The 17,956-nt window shown below is 48.7% G+C and carries 14 protein-coding genes, 6 tRNA genes, 1 other RNA gene and 1 pseudogene; 10 read left to right on the plus strand and 12 right to left on the minus strand.

From position 1 onward, the window contains the following. A partial coding sequence (locus MES37_RS18670) for an MFS transporter (RefSeq protein ID WP_237932331.1) occupies nt 1-860 on the plus strand: 860 nt, incomplete at its 5' end. A 42-nt stretch (nt 861-902) separates the two neighbouring features. Continuing rightward, on the plus strand, nt 903-3,557 hold the full coding sequence (locus MES37_RS18675; RefSeq protein ID WP_237932333.1) for an alpha-L-rhamnosidase: 2,655 nt from the start codon (nt 903-905) through the stop codon (nt 3,555-3,557). Nucleotides 3,558-3,650: 93 nt separating this feature from the next. Here the strand turns inward: MES37_RS18675 and crr are convergent, their stop codons facing one another. The 5 genes from crr to cysZ all read right to left on the minus strand — a co-directional run bounded on the left by crr (nt 3,651) and on the right by cysZ (nt 8,523). Further along, a complete protein-coding gene (gene crr / locus MES37_RS18680) occupies nt 3,651-4,160 on the minus strand; it encodes a PTS glucose transporter subunit IIA (protein WP_034459029.1) in 510 nt (169 codons plus the stop codon). Nucleotides 4,161-4,200: 40 nt separating this feature from the next. Then, complete coding sequence (ptsI, locus tag MES37_RS18685) at nt 4,201-5,928, minus strand: phosphoenolpyruvate-protein phosphotransferase PtsI (protein WP_064544588.1); 1,728 nt, start codon at nt 5,926-5,928, stop codon at nt 4,201-4,203. 44 nt (nt 5,929-5,972) lie between these two features. Next, nucleotides 5,973-6,230 (minus strand): phosphocarrier protein Hpr, encoded by a 258-nt coding sequence (gene ptsH, locus MES37_RS18690; RefSeq protein ID WP_034459025.1) that lies wholly within the window; start codon nt 6,228-6,230, stop codon nt 5,973-5,975. 395 nt (nt 6,231-6,625) lie between these two features. Beyond that, nucleotides 6,626-7,597, minus strand: coding sequence for a cysteine synthase A (gene cysK / locus MES37_RS18695; RefSeq protein ID WP_064544589.1), 972 nt, complete (start codon nt 7,595-7,597; stop codon nt 6,626-6,628). 164 nt (nt 7,598-7,761) lie between these two features. Continuing rightward, entirely contained in the window at nt 7,762-8,523 is a 762-nt protein-coding gene (cysZ, locus tag MES37_RS18700; protein ID WP_064544590.1) for a sulfate transporter CysZ, read from the minus strand. A 231-nt stretch (nt 8,524-8,754) separates the two neighbouring features. Between cysZ and zipA the strand changes: the two genes are divergently transcribed. From zipA to MES37_RS18715, 3 genes are all read left to right on the plus strand, one after another. Next, complete coding sequence (zipA, locus tag MES37_RS18705; protein ID WP_237932335.1) at nt 8,755-9,765, plus strand: cell division protein ZipA; 1,011 nt, start codon at nt 8,755-8,757, stop codon at nt 9,763-9,765. 68 nt (nt 9,766-9,833) lie between these two features. Next, on the plus strand, nt 9,834-11,852 hold the full coding sequence (gene ligA, locus MES37_RS18710; protein WP_237932337.1) for an NAD-dependent DNA ligase LigA: 2,019 nt from the start codon (nt 9,834-9,836) through the stop codon (nt 11,850-11,852). 1 nt (nt 11,853) lies between these two features. Then, entirely contained in the window at nt 11,854-12,069 is a 216-nt protein-coding gene (locus tag MES37_RS18715; protein ID WP_133521995.1) for a DUF3820 family protein, read from the plus strand. Here MES37_RS18715 and MES37_RS18720 read toward each other — a convergent pair whose 3' ends face one another. After that, nucleotides 12,070-13,059 (minus strand): bile acid:sodium symporter family protein, encoded by a 990-nt coding sequence (locus MES37_RS18720; RefSeq protein WP_064544596.1) that lies wholly within the window; start codon nt 13,057-13,059, stop codon nt 12,070-12,072. It lies immediately after the preceding gene. A gap of 90 nt (nt 13,060-13,149) precedes the next feature. On the opposite strand from MES37_RS18720, the gene MES37_RS18725 reads away from it, so the two are divergent. Further along, on the plus strand, nt 13,150-14,088 hold the full coding sequence (locus MES37_RS18725; RefSeq protein ID WP_121815133.1) for a LysR family transcriptional regulator: 939 nt from the start codon (nt 13,150-13,152) through the stop codon (nt 14,086-14,088). Nucleotides 14,089-14,186: 98 nt separating this feature from the next. Here the strand turns inward: MES37_RS18725 and MES37_RS18730 are convergent. The 5 genes from MES37_RS18730 to MES37_RS18750 form a co-directional block, all read right to left on the minus strand. Further along, nucleotides 14,187-14,323, minus strand: a non-coding RNA gene (locus MES37_RS18730) — RtT sRNA. Nucleotides 14,324-14,354: 31 nt separating this feature from the next. Beyond that, nucleotides 14,355-14,430: transfer RNA gene (locus MES37_RS18735), tRNA-Lys, on the minus strand. Nucleotides 14,431-14,433: 3 nt separating this feature from the next. Further along, nucleotides 14,434-14,509 (minus strand) — tRNA-Val (locus tag MES37_RS18740). 33 nt (nt 14,510-14,542) lie between these two features. Then, nucleotides 14,543-14,618, minus strand: a tRNA-Val gene (locus MES37_RS18745). 61 nt (nt 14,619-14,679) lie between these two features. Then, nucleotides 14,680-14,755: transfer RNA gene (locus MES37_RS18750), tRNA-Val, on the minus strand. Nucleotides 14,756-15,015: 260 nt separating this feature from the next. Between MES37_RS18750 and gltX the strand changes: the two genes are divergently transcribed. Continuing rightward, a complete protein-coding gene (gene gltX / locus MES37_RS18755) occupies nt 15,016-16,431 on the plus strand; it encodes a glutamate--tRNA ligase (RefSeq protein ID WP_064544606.1) in 1,416 nt (471 codons plus the stop codon). Between the two features lie 63 nt (nt 16,432-16,494). Here the strand turns inward: gltX and MES37_RS18760 are convergent, their stop codons facing one another. Further along, a complete protein-coding gene (locus MES37_RS18760) occupies nt 16,495-16,848 on the minus strand; it encodes a YfeC-like transcriptional regulator (RefSeq protein WP_064544608.1) in 354 nt (117 codons plus the stop codon). Nucleotides 16,849-17,069: 221 nt separating this feature from the next. Between MES37_RS18760 and MES37_RS18765 the strand changes: the two genes are divergently transcribed. From MES37_RS18765 to MES37_RS18775, 3 genes and pseudogenes are all read left to right on the plus strand, one after another. Then, a tRNA-Ala gene (locus MES37_RS18765) sits at nt 17,070-17,145 on the plus strand. Nucleotides 17,146-17,193: 48 nt separating this feature from the next. Beyond that, a tRNA-Ala gene (locus MES37_RS18770) sits at nt 17,194-17,269 on the plus strand. A gap of 278 nt (nt 17,270-17,547) precedes the next feature. Then, a pseudogene (locus MES37_RS18775) lies at nt 17,548-17,956 on the plus strand (hypothetical protein); the annotation flags it as partial.

Below are 17,956 nucleotides of genomic sequence, written 5' to 3' on the forward strand. Positions count from 1 at the left end.
GTACTACGATGGGGGTTTCAGCCGTTGTTGGGGGCTGGGGACAATTGGGGGCACAAATTATGTATCTCCATGTCGGTATTGTCGCCGCCGTATTACTGCTGTTGCGTTGGACTATTCCTGAATCACCGATGTGGCTGGTTGCTCGTGATGAGAACCGTCAAGGTGCGACAACCGTTCGCGCACAAAAGTCATCGTTTAAAGATTTGCTGCATGGGAAGTACTTATGGCCGTTTGTCGCATTATGCTTTTTTTATACGCTGGTCAATCTGGCGGCAAATACCGGTGGGCAATTCGGGACTTATGTCGCGGTGAATGTGGTTGGTATTACGGTTGAAGAAAATTCTCTCTGGAACCTGTTGTTAATGCCGGTGGGCGTGTTGTCCGGTTTGTTATTTATGAAGATGGTCGATACCTCAAAAAGGATGCTGGTGTTTATTATTGGCGCATTCTTTTTTGCCGGTGGTTTCTTGATGCCGGTGTTGCTTAATTTCTCTCAGTTATCATGGTTCTGCTTCCTTTTATTTACGGCTACCGGTAGCGGTATGGCTTTTGAAGGAATTATGAAAGTATGGTCGCAAGAGTCATTCCCGACCATGTTACGTTCAACGGCGCAGGGCGCGATTGTGGGTGTCGCTCGTTTATCATGTGCTTTATTAGCTTTTGTCACACCGGTATTACTCGATGCCGGACCGGTGGCGTTGTACACCATTCTGACTTCGATTGTTGCATTAGGTATGTTTATAGGCTGGTTGTGTTTCCATCGCCAACAACGTAATGAATTCTCCAGCGAAGGAGAAATGATTACCGAGAAACAGATTACAGCATCGACCTTGCCCGTAGAGGCCATTCAGACAAAATAATTATCTCGTATAAATATTCAGTAATCTAAGGAGCATATCATTATGCTATCAGTAAAAAAGATCACGCTTGACTATGAATTGTCTTTATCGGGAGTCGATAACTTTCCGGTTATCGGTTGGGAAATTGCCAGTGATCAACAGAGTGTTAAGCAAATTTGCTATCAGTTACAGGTTAGTCATGATAAATATTTCGACGTTATTTTATTTGATAGTGGATTGATAAATAGTGATGCTTCGGCGAATGTTAATATTAATGACATTTTGCTGCATCCTTCAACGCGTTATTTTGTACGGGTGAGAATTAACGATAACCACGGAGAGGAAAGCCCGTGGAGTGCAGTCGCTGAGTTTATTACCGGGATGATGGATACCCCGTGGTCAGGTGATTTTATTTCTGCTGAGAATTCCGCTGATAAAGATAATTCTAAAGTCACATTAGTGAGAAAACCATTTTCACTCAATAAAGGCAGTGCAGTTGCTTCTGCTTATTTACATGTCTCCGCATTAGGGCTTTATCAGTTCTATCTCAATGGTCAAAAAGTCGGTGATGATGTGCTGACGCCAGGCTGGACTAGCTATCATCACCATCTGCTTTATCAAACTTATGATTTGAGTGAGCAACTCCAGCGTGACGATAACGTTATTGGCGCGGAGCTAGCGGCGGGCTGGTTTAAAGGCGATATGGGTTTTACCCGTGACAGAAATTATTATGGTGAACAAACCGCACTGATCTGCCAGTTAGTCATTCACTACCAGGATGGAACCCAGCAGATTGTTGTGACGGATGATTCCTGGCATGGGGAAGATTCACCAATTCTGTTCTCGGAAATCTATGACGGTGAAATCTGCGACGCAAGCCTTGAGCTCGAAGGCTGGAATAATACCGGTTATGATGCCTCTTACTGGCGGCCTGTCAGCCTTATTCCTTATGATAAAAAAGTGCTCACCGCGCAGAGTGCCTGCAAGGTGAAAAAAATATCTACACTTGAGCCGGTTGCCATTATCACTACTGCGCAAGGCGATACGGTTATCGACTTTGGGCAAAACCTCAGTGGCTGGGTCGAATTTAAAGTGAGTGGCAAGCTCGGTGACAAAGTTATCTTGCGCCATTTCGAGACATTGGATGCAGAGGGCAATGTTTATCTCGATAATCTGCGTTCTGCGAAACAGCGTGTGGAGTATGTTTTAAAAGGCGATGCGGAGGAGGTCTATCATCCTCAGTTTACTTACCAGGGATTCCGTTACGTTAAAGTCGAAAGCTACCCTGGCAAGATATTGCCTGAGAATTTCAAAGCGCTGGTACTCCATTCTGACATGGCACATACCGGGCATTTCAACTGCTCAAATGAAGACTTAAACCAGCTACACCACAATATTTTGTGGGGATTAAAAGGCAATTTTGTTGATGTCCCAACCGATTGCCCGCAGCGTGATGAACGGCTGGGGTGGACCGGTGATGCGCAGATATTTTGCCGTACTGCCAGCTATCTGATGCACACGCGTAACTTCTTCGCTAAATGGCTCAGGGATCTGAGACATGACCAGACGCCAGAAGGCGGCGTACCGCATGTGGTGCCTGATATTCTTACCGGGCATTGCGCGAATGATATCAACCTGGCCGCAGGTGGGACGCACTCTGCGGCGGCATGGGCGGATGCTGCGGTGATTAATCCGTGGACGATGTACCTGATGTACGGCGATACGCGGATTCTGGAAAACCAGTATCAGAGCATGAAAGGCTGGGTGGATTTCATGCTTACTCATTCAGAGAACCTGATATGGCGCTATAAATTGCAATTTGGCGATTGGGTGGCGCTGGATGCCAAAGAAGGGAGCTATTTTGGCGCGACGCCGACGGATCTTGTCTGCACGGCCTATTTTGCCCATTCCACCGAGTTATTCAGCCGGGCTGCCAAAGCGTTGAATCGAACAGAAGATTTTGAGCGCTACAGTGCCTTGCACCAGCAAATCGTCCAGCGTTTTCAGGATGAATTTTTCACGCCATCAGGCAGGCTGGCGGCGAGAACCCAGACTGCGCATATTCTGGCGCTCTATTTTAACCTGGTGCCGGAACCGTTCCGCGAACGCACGGTGAATACGCTGGTTGAACTGCTGCGTGAACATGATGGGCATTTGGTTACGGGTTTTGTCGGGACACCTTATTTTTGCCATGCACTAAGCCAGAATGGGCGAGAAAGAGAGGCGTGGGAGCTGTTGCTAAAAGAGGATTTCCCTTCCTGGTTATATCAAGTAAAAGCTGGGGCGACGACCATTTGGGAGCACTGGGATGGCCTGAAACCCGATGGCACAATGTGGAGCGCAGATATGAACTCGTTTAACCATTACGCGTATGGCGCGGTGGGGGAGTGGCTATATCGCTCTGTAGCGGGAATTGAGGCTGACGTCGATGAGCCGGGCTTTAAGCATGTGATTATCGAGCCGACTATCGGTGGTGGTTTGTCTTTTGTTGATGCGACTTATCAGTCTATTTACGGCGAAATTGCGGTTGGCTGGAAGGTACTGGATGAAAGAGTGACGCTAAATGTTACGGTGCCGCATAACACGCATGCCACCATCAAACTTTCGAGCCTGGGAGAACTGCTTTCAGCTCAGGACGTGGACTTCAAACAGCAGGGAACCAGCGGGGTTGCCAACGTAGGATCGGGGAATTACACAGTCGAATATCTGCGCGCATAGAATCGAATTAGCGACAGACGAAAAAAAACCGGGAATGCTGACATTCCCGGTTTTTTTCTTTAAATACAGGACGGTTAATCCTGTATCTAATAATTACTTCTTGATGCGGATTACCGGGGTTTCGCCCACAGTCACGCTACCAGTCAGTTTGATCAGCTCTTTGATTTCGTCCATGTTGGAGATAACAACTGGAGTCAGGGTAGACTTCGCTTTCTCTTCCAGCAGGGCCAAATCGAACTCGATAACTACGTCGCCTTTCTTAACACGCTGGCCTTCTTCTGCGATACGCTTGAAGCCTTCGCCTTTCAGTTCAACAGTATCGATACCGAAGTGAACGAACAGCTCAATGCCGCTATCGGATTCGATAGAGAAAGCATGGTTAGTTTCGAAGATTTTACCGATGGTGCCGTCAACCGGAGCAACCATTTTGTTGCCAGTCGGTTTAATTGCAATGCCATCACCAACGATCTTCTCGGCGAACACCACATCTGGAACATCTTCAATATTGACGATTTCGCCAGAAAGTGGGGCAACAATCTCAATGGTTCCGGTGTCTTTTTTATCATCAGAAACCAGAGATTTCAGTTTATCAAACAAACCCATGATCTTCTCCTAAGCAGTAAATTGGGCCGCATCCGGTGGATTAGCAGATTGTTTTTTCTTCAATGAACTTGTTAACCAGCATCATTAACTCGTCCGTTGTCGGTTGAGCAAGAGCTTGCTCTGCTAACACCTTCGCATCTTCGAAGTTCGTGTTACGAATAATCTTCTTAATGCGCGGGATAGAAATGGCACTCATACTAAATTCGTCCAGACCCATACCCAGCAACAGAAGTGTAGCACGTTCGTCGCCTGCAAGCTCACCACACATACCGGTCCATTTACCTTCTGCATGAGAAGCATCAATAACTTGCTTAATCAGAGTCAGTACGGACGGTGACATTGGCTGGTAAAGATGTGAAATCATATCATTACCACGGTCAACTGCCAGGGTGTACTGAGTTAAATCATTGGTACCGATACTAAAGAAGTCGACTTCTTTTGCCAGATGGCGAGCAATCGTGGCCGCAGCCGGAGTCTCAACCATCACACCGACTTCAATAGTTTCGTCAAACGCTTTGCCTTCTTCACGCAGCTGCGCCTTCATGATTTCAATCTCAGCTTTCAGTGCACGCACTTCTTCAACAGAGATAATCATTGGGAACATGATGCGCAATTTACCGAAAGCGGAAGCACGCAGGATAGCGCGTACCTGGTCATGCAGGATCTCTTTACGATCCATTGCGATACGCACAGCACGCCAGCCCAGGAACGGGTTTTCTTCTTTCGGGAAGTTCATGTACGGCAGCTCTTTGTCGCCACCGATATCCATGGTACGTACGATAACTGCTTGCGAGCCACAGGCTTCAGCAACAGCTTTGTACGCCGCGAACTGCTCATCTTCAGTTGGCAGTGAATCACGGTCCATGAACAGGAATTCTGTACGATACAGACCTACACCTTCTGCACCATTGCGCTCAGCACCGTCGACATCACGAACAGTACCGATGTTTGCGCATACTTCTACCTGATGACCATCGAGAGTGATTGCTGGCAGGTCTTTCAGTTTTGCCAGTTCAGCTTTCTCAGAAGCTTCTTGCTGCTGTACAGCGCGCAGGGCTTCGATCTCGTCGTTGGTTGGGTTAACGTAAACTTTATTGTTAACAGCATCGAGGATCAGGTAATCGCCGTTCTTCACCTGGCTGGTCACGCTACCGGTACCGACGATCGCTGGCAGTTCAAGAGAACGCGCCATGATGGAGGTATGGGAAGTACGGCCGCCGATATCGGTGATGAAACCCAGCACCTTTTGCAGGTTCAGCTGTGCAGTTTCAGACGGAGTCAAATCTTTAGCCACCAGGATAACTTCATCCTGAATAGAGCTAAGGTCGATAATTGCCAGACCGAGGATATTGCGCAGCAGACGCTTACCGATGTCGCGTACGTCAGCCGCACGTTCTTTCAGGTATTCATCGTCTAGCTCTTCCAGCGCGACCGCCTGGCCTTCGATAATTTCGTGAGCCGCTGCATCAGCAGTCACTAATTTATCTTTGATAAGGGCTATGATTTCCTGCTCAAGCTCTTCGTCTTCCAGCAACATAATGTGCCCTTCGAAGATAGCTTCCTTTTCTTCACCGAAGGTCTCGCCAGCTTTAATTTTGATCGTTTCCAGCTGTGCTGACGCTTTCGCGCGCCCGCTTAAGAAACGTTCAACTTCCTGCGCAACTTTGTCGGCAGAAATTTTCTTCCGGTCGATGACAATTTCATCTTCCTTCAGCAAAAGTGCCTTGCCGAAAGCGATACCCGGGGATGCTAAAATGCCTGAAATCATAACCCTACCTTACTTGTGACTGATATTTACGAAGAACCCAGAACTTACTCGAGTTCAGCCATCAGTTTTACCAGATGCTCAACTGCTTTCTGATCATCTTCACCTTCAGCGGAGATGGTCACTACAGTCCCTTGAGTCAGGCCCAGAGTTTGCAGTTTGAACAGGCTTTTGGCGCTTGCGCTTTTGCCGTTGGAGGTCACAGTGATCTCAGAAGTGAAGCCTTTAGCTTCTTTAACAAACTGAGCAGCAGGGCGGGTATGCAGACCGTTTGGAGCGGTAATGGTAACTTCTTGCTGGAACATTGTATTTCCCCAACTTATAGGTTTTGTGTTGTGGAACTAAAGTCTAGCCTGGTGGCAAAACTTTAGCCTGTATAGTTAGCGTCGACGTTAACTGAAGACTTTACGCGACACAGGATGCTTTCGGGAACCACGAAATGTGCTCTGACATTTACCATGCGCTTCGCGGCTCGCTCGTCATTAATCATTATGCCGTGAAATGTGATTTTGCACCAAATCGATAAATCGATTCAGCAGACGTATCTCACACTTCGATTAATTTCGCGCATCAAAATAATTTGCTGGATAGATACCAGACCTGAAAGGGTGACGCAATGCCAGGGTAGCTAAAAGTTTGACGGACGCCACAAAAAAGCACCCATTCGGGTGCTTTTTTACTCAAATCTACCTGGTTGGCATCACTGTTGCAGTTCTTTTTCAGTGAAAAGATCGGCAAACAGGGCGGTACTCAGATAACGCTCCCCGGAGGATGGCAGTATAACCACAATGTTTTTGTTGGTAAATGCTTCATCTTCCTGAAGTTTTAATGCTGCAGCCACTGCCGCACCGGATGAAATCCCAGCAAGTATGCCTTCTTCTTCCATCAGACGGCGCGCAGTAGAAATAGCTTCGTCATTAGTGATGGCGATAACTTTGTCGATCAGTTTGAGGTCGAGGTTGCCAGGAATGAAGCCTGCACCTATGCCCTGAATTTTGTGCGGCCCAGGTTTGATTTCTTCACCTGCTAACGCCTGAGCAATGACTGGAGAATCCGTTGGCTCAACGGCCACGCTTATCAGATCCGTTTTGCCTTTGGTGTTTTTGATATAGCGGCTCACGCCGGTCAGCGTACCGCCAGTACCAACACCGGCAATGAAGACATCGACTTCGCCGTCAGTATCTTCCCAGATTTCTGGGCCTGTGGTTTTTTCGTGGATTTCTGGGTTGGCCGGGTTACTGAACTGCTGCAACAACAGGAATTTTTCTGGATCGCTGGCAACGATTTCTTCAGCTTTCTGAATTGCACCTTTCATGCCTTTCGCGCCTTCAGTTAGTACCAGATTAGCGCCAAGTGCTTTCAACAGTTTACGACGTTCAATACTCATGGTTTCAGGCATGGTTAGCGTTAACTTGTAGCCACGCGCTGCAGCAACGTAAGCCAGGGCGATACCTGTGTTACCACTGGTAGGCTCAACTAACTCGACTCCCGGCTTGAGTACACCGCGTTTCTCGGCATCCCAAATCATATTGGCTCCGATACGGCATTTGACGCTAAAGCTCGGGTTGCGGGACTCTACCTTTGCCAGGATGCGTCCATTACCGATACGGTTCAGGCGAACCAGCGGCGTATGACCGATTGTCAGAGAGTTGTCTTCATAGATCTTGCTCATAGCCTGTCCTTTAACTGTATGAAATTTGGGAAACCTCTTCAGCATACCTGCTTAGAAGTTATGCGGAAGTAAAGAAATCGTATATCTATATGTAGAAGGGTAATAAGCTGTAGCAAGAAGGAATAACAAGGAATAAGGAGCGGTAGAAACCGCTCCAGAAAAAACTACTTCCACATGGCGTGTTTTGGGCGATAACAATCCACCCACATCGCGGTCGCGCCGCAGACCGCAACCGGCATGATGACCAGGTTCAGGAAAGGAATCAGTGTGAACAGACTGATCAGTGAACCAAACTGCATGTTAATACCTTTCTTCTCACGCAACGAAATGCGCATCTCCTTGAATGGCACTTTATGGTTATCAAACGGATAGTCGCAATACTGGATAGCGAGCATCCAGGCGCTAAATAAGAACCATAAAACGGGTGCAACAGTTTGGCCGATGCCCGGTATGAAGTAGAGCACCAGCAGCACCAAAGCACGCGGTAAATACCAGGACAGCTTCTGCCATTCGCGTTTCATAATCCGTGGGACATCTTTCATGATGCCCAACACGCCGGTATCTGGCGGGGTGCTCCCTGTCAGACGCGCTTCAAGTTGCTCTGCCAGCAATCCGTTGAAGGGTGCGGCAATCACGTTCGCAATGGTCGAGAAGAAATAACCAAATACCAACAGGATAGAGACCACTGCCACAGGCCAAATCAAATAGCTTAACCACTGCAACCAGTCTGGAACGTATGAAAGTAGGGTTGGAACCCACACATCCAGGCGTGAAAATAGCCACCAGAATGCGCCACCCATCAGTAAAATATTGACCAATAGCGGCATGAGCACGAAACGTTTGATTCCAGGCTCACGGACCAACTTCCAGCCCTGCGAAAAATAATAAACGCCACTGCGTGGCACGCTTCCTGATGGTGAAACCATAATCTGAACGAACTCCTTTTTGGGCTTTGCTTTGACATGCATATCCATCATAACTGAGTGTCAGCAGAAAAACTTATTAGGAAATGGTCGAAAAAACAGCAAAAAGTCGATTTCAGTCCATCTTTATGCTGAGAAAACTCTGTGCGGACTTGCACTTGAGCAGATGGGCAAATACTCTTAGTGAGTAAATGTTTGCCGCGGTGGCAAGGTGTTAGAACAACAGAGAATATAATGATGCAGGATTTGCGTCTGATATTAATCATTGTTGGCGCGATCGCCATAATAGCCTTACTGGTTCACGGTCTGTGGACGAGTCGTAAGGAACGTTCATCCGTTTTTCGTGATCGTCCATTGAAGCGCATGAAGTCTAAGCGTGACGAATACGAGCCGGATGGCGACGAGGCTGACGATGAGCAAGATGATGGAGTAGGTGAGGTGCGTGTGCGTCGGGTAACTCCTGCGCCAGAAACAGTGACTCGCGAGCCAGAAATGCCTCGTCAGCCGCAAGCACCTCAACACCAATACGAGCCACCTTACGCTTCTGCTGAACCACGTCAGAGTTCGCCTGTGCGTCAGCCTGAACCGGTCATGCCGCGTCAGGAAGTGCCAGTCGCACCGACTACTCACCAGCCAGCACCTCAACAGCATGTGCAGCCGGCGGTCCATCAAGCCCCACAACCGGCGCTACAACAGTCTGTTGTACCGCCAGTGGCACCGCAAGCTCCGGTTCAACAGCCAACAGTTCAGCACGTAGAACCTGCGGTTGAACCGGCTGTTGCTCAACCGGCTCCGACACCAGAACCACCGGAACGTCGTAAAGAAACGGTGATTGTGCTTAATGTCTCGGCTCATGCGGGCAGTATGATTAACGGTGATGTGCTGTTAAACAGTATTCAGCAGGCGGGCTTTATTTTTGGCGAAATGAATATTTTCCACCGTCATCTGAGTCCTGATGGTAGCGGCCCGGTTCTGTTCAGCCTCGCTAATATGGTTAAACCAGGTTCGTTTGACCCAGAAAGCATGACGAATTTTGCAACGCCTGGCGTGACAATCTTCATGCAGGTACCATCTTATGGCGACCCGGCGCAGAACTTTAAGCTGATGCTTCAGTCTGCTCAGCATATTGCTGATGAAGTCGGTGGTGTTGTGCTTGATGATCAACGTCGCATGATGACGCCGCAAAAAATGCGTGAATATCAGGATCGTATCCGCGAAGTGGTTGAAGCAAACGCAACCCACTGATACCCATCCTGAACATGTTTCTCCCTAAACCCCCGCATGTCGGGGGTTTTTTATATTGATGGTGCGATATGGACACAATCGAACAACAAATGACTCAACTGCGAACCACGCTTCGCCATCATGAATACCTTTATCATGTGCTTGATAACCCAGAAATCCCTGATGCGGAATACGACCGCCTGATGGGGGAATTGCGCTCACTTGAAGAAGCGCATCCTGAGCTCATTACCCCCGATTCACCGACACAGCGCGTAGGGGCTGCACCTTTAAGCGAATTTACCCAAGTTCGCCATGAAGTGCCGATGTTGTCGCTCGATAACGCCTTTGATGAAGCGAGTTACCTGGCATTTAACAAGCGTGTCCAGGACCGCTTAAAAAGCACCGAAGCCGTGACTTTTTGCTGTGAACTGAAACTGGATGGCCTGGCGGTAAGCCTGCTCTATGAAGACGGTGTATTGACTCGTGCTGCCACGCGTGGCGACGGTACGACGGGTGAAAATATCACCGCCAACGTGCGTACCATTCGTGCCATTCCACTCAAATTGCGCGGCACAAATCTTCCTCGTCGTCTGGAAGTACGTGGTGAAGTGTTCCTGCCACAGGCGGGCTTTGAGAAAATTAACGAAGAAGCGCGCCGTACGGGCGGAAAAATTTTTGCCAACCCTCGCAATGCGGCGGCCGGATCATTGCGCCAGCTCGATCCTCGCATTACGGCAAAACGCCCATTAACCTTCTTCTGTTATGGCGTCGGCTTGCTTGAAGGTGGTGAATTGCCAGCCAGTCATCATGCACGTTTGCAGCAGTTCAAAGAGTGGGGCCTGCCAGTTAGCGACCGCATTCGTCTGTGCAACACACCAGAAGAAGTACTGGCGTTTTATCACCAGGTTGAGGCCGACCGCCCAACACTCGGCTTTGATATTGACGGTGTAGTCATCAAAGTAGATTCGCTTGCGTTGCAAGAAACACTCGGCTTTGTTGCTCGTGCACCACGCTGGGCAGTGGCGTTTAAATTCCCGGCTCAGGAACAGATGACCTTTGTTCGTGACGTTGAATTCCAGGTTGGGCGTACTGGCGCTATTACCCCGGTTGCACGTCTTGAACCTGTTCAGGTCGCGGGGGTGTTGGTCAGTAATGCCACACTGCATAATGCGGATGAAATTGAGCGCCTGGGCTTAAGAATCGGTGATCGCGTGGTCATCCGTCGTGCTGGCGATGTTATCCCACAGGTTGTTGGTGTGGTGGAATCTGAGCGCCCGGAGAACACCGCAGAGATAGTTTTCCCGACTCATTGCCCGGTTTGTGGGTCAGACGTTGAACGTGTGGAAGGCGAAGCGGTAGCTCGTTGCACCGGAGGCCTGATTTGTGGTGCGCAGCGTAAAGAAGCGCTTAAGCATTTTGTCTCGCGCCGTGCGCTGGATGTTGACGGGATGGGCGACAAGATCATCGATCAACTGGTGGAGAAAGAATACGTTCACACCCCAGCCGATCTATTTACTTTGACGCCGGGTAAACTTACCGGGCTCGACCGCATGGGGCCGAAGTCTGCGCAAAACGTGGTTGATGCGTTGGTTAAAGCCAAAGAAACCACCTTTGCGCGTTTCTTATATGCACTCGGTATTCGTGAAGTCGGCGAAGCGACAGCTGCTAGTTTAGCCGCTCACTTTGGTACGCTTGATGCGCTGTCTGCTGCGAGCATCGAGGAGTTACAAAAAGTTCCTGACGTCGGCATTGTGGTGGCTACTCATACGTTTAACTTCTTTGCCGAAGAGAGCAACCGTGAAGTGATCCGCCAGTTGACGGAAGAAGCGGGCGTTCACTGGCCAGCTCCCGTGGTTATCAAAGCTGAAGAAATTGACAGTCCTTTCGCCGGTAAAACGGTGGTGCTGACTGGCTCGCTGAACATCATGTCGCGTGACGATGCGAAAGCACGTTTGGTGGCGTTAGGTGCAAAAGTGGCAGGTAGTGTGTCGAAGAAAACGGATCTGGTGATCGCGGGCGAAGCGGCGGGTTCTAAGCTTGCTAAAGCTCAGGAACTGGGTATTGAGGTGATTGATGAAGCTGAAATGATTCGCTTATTGGGTGAATGAAATGGATAAAGAACAGCTTATTGAGATAGCCAATACTGTGATGCCGTTCGGCAAGTACAAAGGTCGCGTGTTGATCGATGTACCGGAAGAATATCTGCTGTGGTTTGCTCGCAAAGATGAGTTCCCGCAAGGTCATCTGGGTGAGTTGATGAGGCTCACATTGCTGATTAAAACTGAAGGGTTGGAGGGGATGGTCAAGCCCCTCAAACGGCATTAATTAAGCATTGTCGGTGGCGGCTTTGGCCGCCACTTGAGTCTCTTTCTGGTAACGCCTTGCCAGAACAGCACAAATCATCAGCTGCAACTGGTGGAAGATCATCAGTGGCAGCACCATCATCCCCACGGTAGCGACCGGGAATAAGATATTTGCCATCGGAATACCATTCGCCAGACTCTTTTTTGAACCGCAGAACACGATAGTAATTTCGTCCGCCTTACTAAAACCCAGACGTCTGGCGACGAACATATTGATACTGATAACAATGGCCAGCAATATCAGGCTCACAACAACGATAAACAGTAGTGAACCTAAACCGACTTTGTGCCAAATTCCATGTCTGACCGCCTCGCTAAACGCCGTGTAGATAACCAGAAGAATTGATGTCTGGTCAGTCTTACCTATCCATTTTTTATGGCGCGCAACCCAATCACCAATCCACGGGCGCGATAAATGCCCGGCGACAAATGGCACCAGCAGCTGCAACATAATACTGCCGACTTGTTGCAGGCTACCGCTTGCGCCGTGGACGTGCATCACCATGCCAACTAACAATGGCGAGAGGAAAATACCGAGCAGGCTTGAAGCGGAAGCGGCGCATACGGCAGCAGCAACATTCCCTCCGGCAAGTGAAGTGAAGGCAATGGCAGATTGCACGGTGGCAGGCAGAATGCAAAGGTACAAAAAGCCGGTGTAAATTTCCGGACTGACATTAACTGGTGCCCACCAGGCAAACAAAACACCCAATACCGGGAAGAGTACAAAGGTGCTGCACATCACCCACAAGTGCAGCCGCCAGTGGCTGCTACCCGCGATAATTGCCTCACGCGAAAGCTTTGCGCCGTGCATAAAAAATAGCAATGCAATAGCCGCAGTTGTTAGCCCTTCAAAAAAGCCCACAAAACTACCTTGAGCCGGGAAGAAAGACGCCAGCAGTACGGTAACAATCAACGTCATAGTAAAAGGGTCGAGCACGCGAAAGAGTTTCATCATCATTCCTCAAACTGTTATCGCGCCATTGTGCTTTTATCGTTTTTAGAAATAAAATTGATTTATTGAATACATTAATGAAAAAAACAGATGAATTACTCTCTGCGTCAGTTAAAAGTCTTCGTTGCCGTGGCTCATGCTGGAAGTTTTAGCCGGGCAGGGGAGCAAATTGGCCTGAGCCAATCGGCAGTCAGCCACAGCGTGAAAGAGTTGGAAAATGAAATAGGCGTAAAACTGTTGGATCGCACCACGCGCGAAGTTGTGCTGACGGATGCGGGCCAACAACTGGCAGCACGGCTTGAGCGGTTGCTGGAAGAGTTGACCAGTACATTGCTGGACACGCGCAGTGTCGGCCATCAACTAAGCGGTACCGTGCGAGTTGCGGCAAGCCAGACTATTTCCGCTCATTTGATGCCACAATCTATTGCGGCGGCGGCACTGAAATATCCTGCTATTCGCTTCGTGCTACATGACCGTCCGCAGCAGTGGGTGCTGCAAAGTATTCGCCAGGGGGAAGTGGATTTTGGCATGGTTATCGACCCCATTCAGGCAAGCGATCTGGATTGTGAGGCTGTGCTATCTGAGCCTTTTTTATTACTGTGCCGTAATGACCATCCATTTGCTGCCTGCAAACAGGTTCCATGGCAGGAGCTACAAGGTACAAATCTGGTTTTGCAGGATTATGCATCGGGCAGTCGACCATTGATCGATGATGCATTAATGCGCCAGGGCATTGAGGCAAATATTGTGCAGCAGATAGGTCATCCGGCGACACTGTATCCTATGGTTGAAGCTGGAATCGGCATTAGTGTACTTCCCGCACTTGCATTGCCATTACCGCAAGGCCGGCCATTGGTTGTGCGGCCACTTGTCCCGGTGGTGGAGCGGAAATTAATGCTGGTACGGCGCAAAAATCGCTCGCTATCGCGTGCAGCGGAGGCGATTTGGCAGGTTGTCCGTCAACAGGCCCAGCAGTTAACTGCAGCGCGCCAGGGCGATCCGCTATTTGATAATAATGAGGTTTTGTAGGGGGAAATTAGCGTAAGCGGCAATGTTGTTTCGCAGCACTCAGCTTGAACCTGCCTTAGAAACAACAAAAGCGCCCTGAAGGCGCTTTTGTCTGAATTTGGTGGGGCGTGCAGGATATCACTCGTCTCATCCTGAGACTCGCCCTTCGGGTCACCGCAAGCGGTGATGCAAAATCGTTCCCGACGATTTTGTCGAACCTGCAGCAGGTTCAAATCCCGCCCGAATCGCGCATAGCAAAAAGGCGCCTTTAGGGCGCCTTTCTACATTGGTGGGGCGTGCAGGATTCGAACCTGCGACCAATTGATTAAAAGTCAACTGCTCTACCAACTGAGCTAACGCCCCGAATGGTGGGTGATGACGGGCTCGAACCGCCGACCCCCTCCGTGTAAAGGAGGTGCTCTACCAACTGAGCTAATCACCCAAACTTCGGTACTGCTATCGCAAGAGTAGATAATGGTGGGTGATGACGGGCTCGAACCGCCGACCCCCTCCGTGTAAAGGAGGTGCTCTACCAACTGAGCTAATCACCCAAATCTTATCTCTTACTGTACTTCTTAATGACTACACACTGCGGTATCACTCACTAATGAATGGTGGGTGATGACGGGCTCGAACCGCCGACCCCCTCCGTGTAAAGGAGGTGCTCTACCAACTGAGCTAATCACCCCCGCTGTGTGGAGTCGCATTATAGGGAGAGTTGAAAATGAGTCAACGCCTTTTCTAAAGATTTTGTTTGTTCGTCGTAAAAATAAACAATGCGATCGCCAAATATCCATTGGTGATTGATTTATCACCAGAATATAAGGATTGCTGAGAACACAAGGTATCGACATTGAGGAATCAGCACACAGTGGTAGAATGTTTTCGACTAAATATTCCCTGGCATTTGCCGGTTTCCCGGCACTTTTGCGTAATTAAGGCCGTTTAATGAAAATCAAAACTCGCTTCGCGCCAAGCCCAACAGGCTATTTGCACGTTGGTGGCGCTCGTACTGCTCTTTACTCATGGCTTTTTGCTCGTAACCACGGCGGCGAGTTTGTGCTGCGTATAGAAGACACTGATCTTGAGCGTTCAACCCCAGAAGCTATCGAAGCTATTATGGATGGCATGAATTGGTTGAGCCTTGAGTGGGACGAAGGCCCGTACTACCAGACCAAACGTTTTGATCGCTACAACGCGGTTATCGATGAAATGCTGGAAGCGGGCACAGCGTATAAATGTTACTGCTCTAAAGAACGCCTTGAAGCGCTGCGCGAAGAACAAATGGCGAATGGCGACAAGCCGCGTTACGACGGCCGCTGCCGTCACGGTCATGAACATCACGCGGCAGACGAACCTTGTGTGGTGCGTTTTGCCAACCCGCAAGACGGTTCTGTGATTTTCGACGACCAGATCCGTGGCCCAATCGAATTCAGCAACCAGGAACTAGACGATCTGATCATTCGCCGTACCGACGGTTCCCCAACTTATAACTTCTGTGTGGTAGTCGATGACTGGGATATGGAAATCACCCACGTTGTTCGTGGTGAAGACCATATCAACAACACACCTCGCCAGATCAACATCCTGAAAGCGTTGAATGCACCTGTTCCGGTATATGCGCACGTATCTATGATTAATGGCGATGACGGTAAAAAGCTTTCTAAACGCCACGGTGCCGTAAGCGTCATGCAATATCGTGATGATGGTTATCTGCCTGAAGCTTTGCTGAACTACCTGGTGCGCTTGGGTTGGTCACACGGCGATCAAGAGATCTTCACGCGTGAAGAGATGATCAAGCTGTTCACCCTTGATTCAGTCAGCAAATCTGCCAGCGCATTTAACACGGAAAAATTGCAGTGGTTGAACCACCACTACATTAACCATTTGGCACCTGAATATGTTGCCACGCATCTGCAATGGCATATCGAGCAGCAAAATATTGATACCCGTAATGGCCCGCAATTGGCTGAACTGGTGAAACTGCTTGGCGATCGCTGCAAAACTCTGAAAGAGATGGCTGAAACTTGCCGCTACTTCTACGAAGACTTCAGTGAGTTTGATGCGGATGCTGCGAAGAAACACCTGCGTCCGGTTGCGCGTCAGCCACTGGAAGTGGTGCGTGACAAACTGGCAGCGTTAACTGACTGGACAGCAGAAAACGTGCATAACGCAATTCAGGCAACAGCTGATGAACTGGAAGTGGGTATGGGAAAAGTTGGCATGCCACTGCGCGTAGCGGTTACTGGAGCAGGGCAGTCACCTGGTCTGGATGTCACCGTCCATGCAATTGGTAAACAACGTTCTATTGCGCGTATCAACCAGGCGCTGGAATTTATTGCACAGCGCGAAGCACAACAGTAACGCGTACGGTAATAAAGAGTACTTGCTAACAAGCCGGCTTATGCCGGCTTTTTAATACTCGTCTTATTCATCACGAATACTTAAACGTTTTAAAACTCCCGCAATTCCTTCCCGAAGAAGCAGTGCAGACAACTTTTCTTGCTCAACTATCGACATCTGTTTCATCGAATTAAGCAGAAGGCCTTCCAGGGAAGTGTCATTAACATGGTAGTTGCTGTGTTTCTCAGAAACACGTTTTGCACTATTAATAAAATCGCGTACACGTTCGTCAACATGAATCAGCCGAGCTTTACCACCTTGAACACCGGGTTTTTGCGTGGTGAGCCAACATTCTTTACGTACCCATTTGTTGATTGTTTGACGACTGTAACCGGTAATTATCGCCAGCTCTTCTGGGGTCATACGTTCCTTGAGCACAGTTTTTCCTTAAGTCCAAAGGGGTTATTAGTGGTTCATTTTAGAGGATCATTTTACTGGAAACTGTGACAGGATTAACTACAGCATCATGATATGCAATTAGCTTTGTTCACATTGTTTGCTTTTTCGACGATCAACCGCAGAACAAGAATTTGCCGTTGACACTGTTGAATGGGTTTCATATGATGCCGCCCGTCGATACGACACGGTGTTCACGGTATGGGGCTATAGCTCAGCTGGGAGAGCGCTTGCATGGCATGCAAGAGGTCAGCGGTTCGATCCCGCTTAGCTCCACCAAATCTTAACCAGCAAGATTTGAACCGTTTACACAATAAGACCCTTCGTGGGGCTATAGCTCAGCTGGGAGAGCGCTTGCATGGCATGCAAGAGGTCAGCGGTTCGATCCCGCTTAGCTCCACCAAAATATAAAACCCTCGCCTGATGGCGGGGGTTTTTTCGTTTTAATAACAAAAAAACTCAAAATCACCGCACACCAGCGACATTTATTACACATCTATTCACCTAGTGAATATATCAAACTATTTCTCTTTGTTGGGATGTGTAAAAGATGAAGTAAATTAAAGAGATGTGGTATTTCGCAAACTTGATCTGCGCAATAAATAAACGTATTATTCATCACCGAATAACGCTGCCAAACAATGCAGAATACTCACTCCAGAGCTTATGACTTTCCGAAAAATGATAAAAAAATCCGTCACAGCACTGGTTTTAAGCCTTCTGCTTGTTCCTCTTTCTCGCTACATCTCACCCGCTACAGTTGTTGAATCTAAGCAGATTTATCTCGCATACCTTCCAATAAGTTTCATGATCGCCATGGTGCTTATCTATGGGCGGTTAGGTATTATTCCGTTAATAATAGCTTCAATCGTCGCATATTCATTCTGTTTGAAAATATCCTGGTTTGCGGTGGTGGTATTTGTCCTTTGTCTGGTCTCTGCAATATCAGTTTGTTGCATGATGGCTCGTTATTATCTCGGTGCACGCTGGCGTCATGGTTTAGCAGATAAAGGTATTGGCATCAGGATATTTTGGCTTGGTTTTGTTGTCCCATTCTTTATTAAAATATTGATGTATATTTCCGGAATAT

Source organism: Buttiauxella sp. S19-1 (genome assembly GCF_022134725.1).
In the GTDB taxonomy this organism is placed as follows: domain Bacteria; phylum Pseudomonadota; class Gammaproteobacteria; order Enterobacterales; family Enterobacteriaceae; genus Buttiauxella; species Buttiauxella ferragutiae.

Excerpts from the sequence above, each read along its gene's own strand:
- MES37_RS18675 (WP_237932333.1), top strand. The coding sequence starts at position 903 with ATGCTATCAGTAAAAAAGATCACGCTTGACTATGAATTGTCTTTATCG.
- crr (WP_034459029.1), bottom strand. The coding sequence starts at position 4,160 with ATGGGTTTGTTTGATAAACTGAAATCTCTGGTTTCTGATGATAAAAAA.
- ptsI (WP_064544588.1), bottom strand. The coding sequence starts at position 5,928 with ATGATTTCAGGCATTTTAGCATCCCCGGGTATCGCTTTCGGCAAGGCA.
- ptsH (WP_034459025.1), bottom strand. The coding sequence starts at position 6,230 with ATGTTCCAGCAAGAAGTTACCATTACCGCTCCAAACGGTCTGCATACC.
- cysK (WP_064544589.1), bottom strand. The coding sequence starts at position 7,597 with ATGAGCAAGATCTATGAAGACAACTCTCTGACAATCGGTCATACGCCG.
- cysZ (WP_064544590.1), bottom strand. The coding sequence starts at position 8,523 with ATGGTTTCACCATCAGGAAGCGTGCCACGCAGTGGCGTTTATTATTTT.
- zipA (WP_237932335.1), top strand. The coding sequence starts at position 8,755 with ATGATGCAGGATTTGCGTCTGATATTAATCATTGTTGGCGCGATCGCC.
- ligA (WP_237932337.1), top strand. The coding sequence starts at position 9,834 with ATGGACACAATCGAACAACAAATGACTCAACTGCGAACCACGCTTCGC.
- MES37_RS18715 (WP_133521995.1), top strand. The coding sequence starts at position 11,854 with ATGGATAAAGAACAGCTTATTGAGATAGCCAATACTGTGATGCCGTTC.
- MES37_RS18720 (WP_064544596.1), bottom strand. The coding sequence starts at position 13,059 with ATGAAACTCTTTCGCGTGCTCGACCCTTTTACTATGACGTTGATTGTT.
- MES37_RS18725 (WP_121815133.1), top strand. The coding sequence starts at position 13,150 with ATGAATTACTCTCTGCGTCAGTTAAAAGTCTTCGTTGCCGTGGCTCAT.
- gltX (WP_064544606.1), top strand. The coding sequence starts at position 15,016 with ATGAAAATCAAAACTCGCTTCGCGCCAAGCCCAACAGGCTATTTGCAC.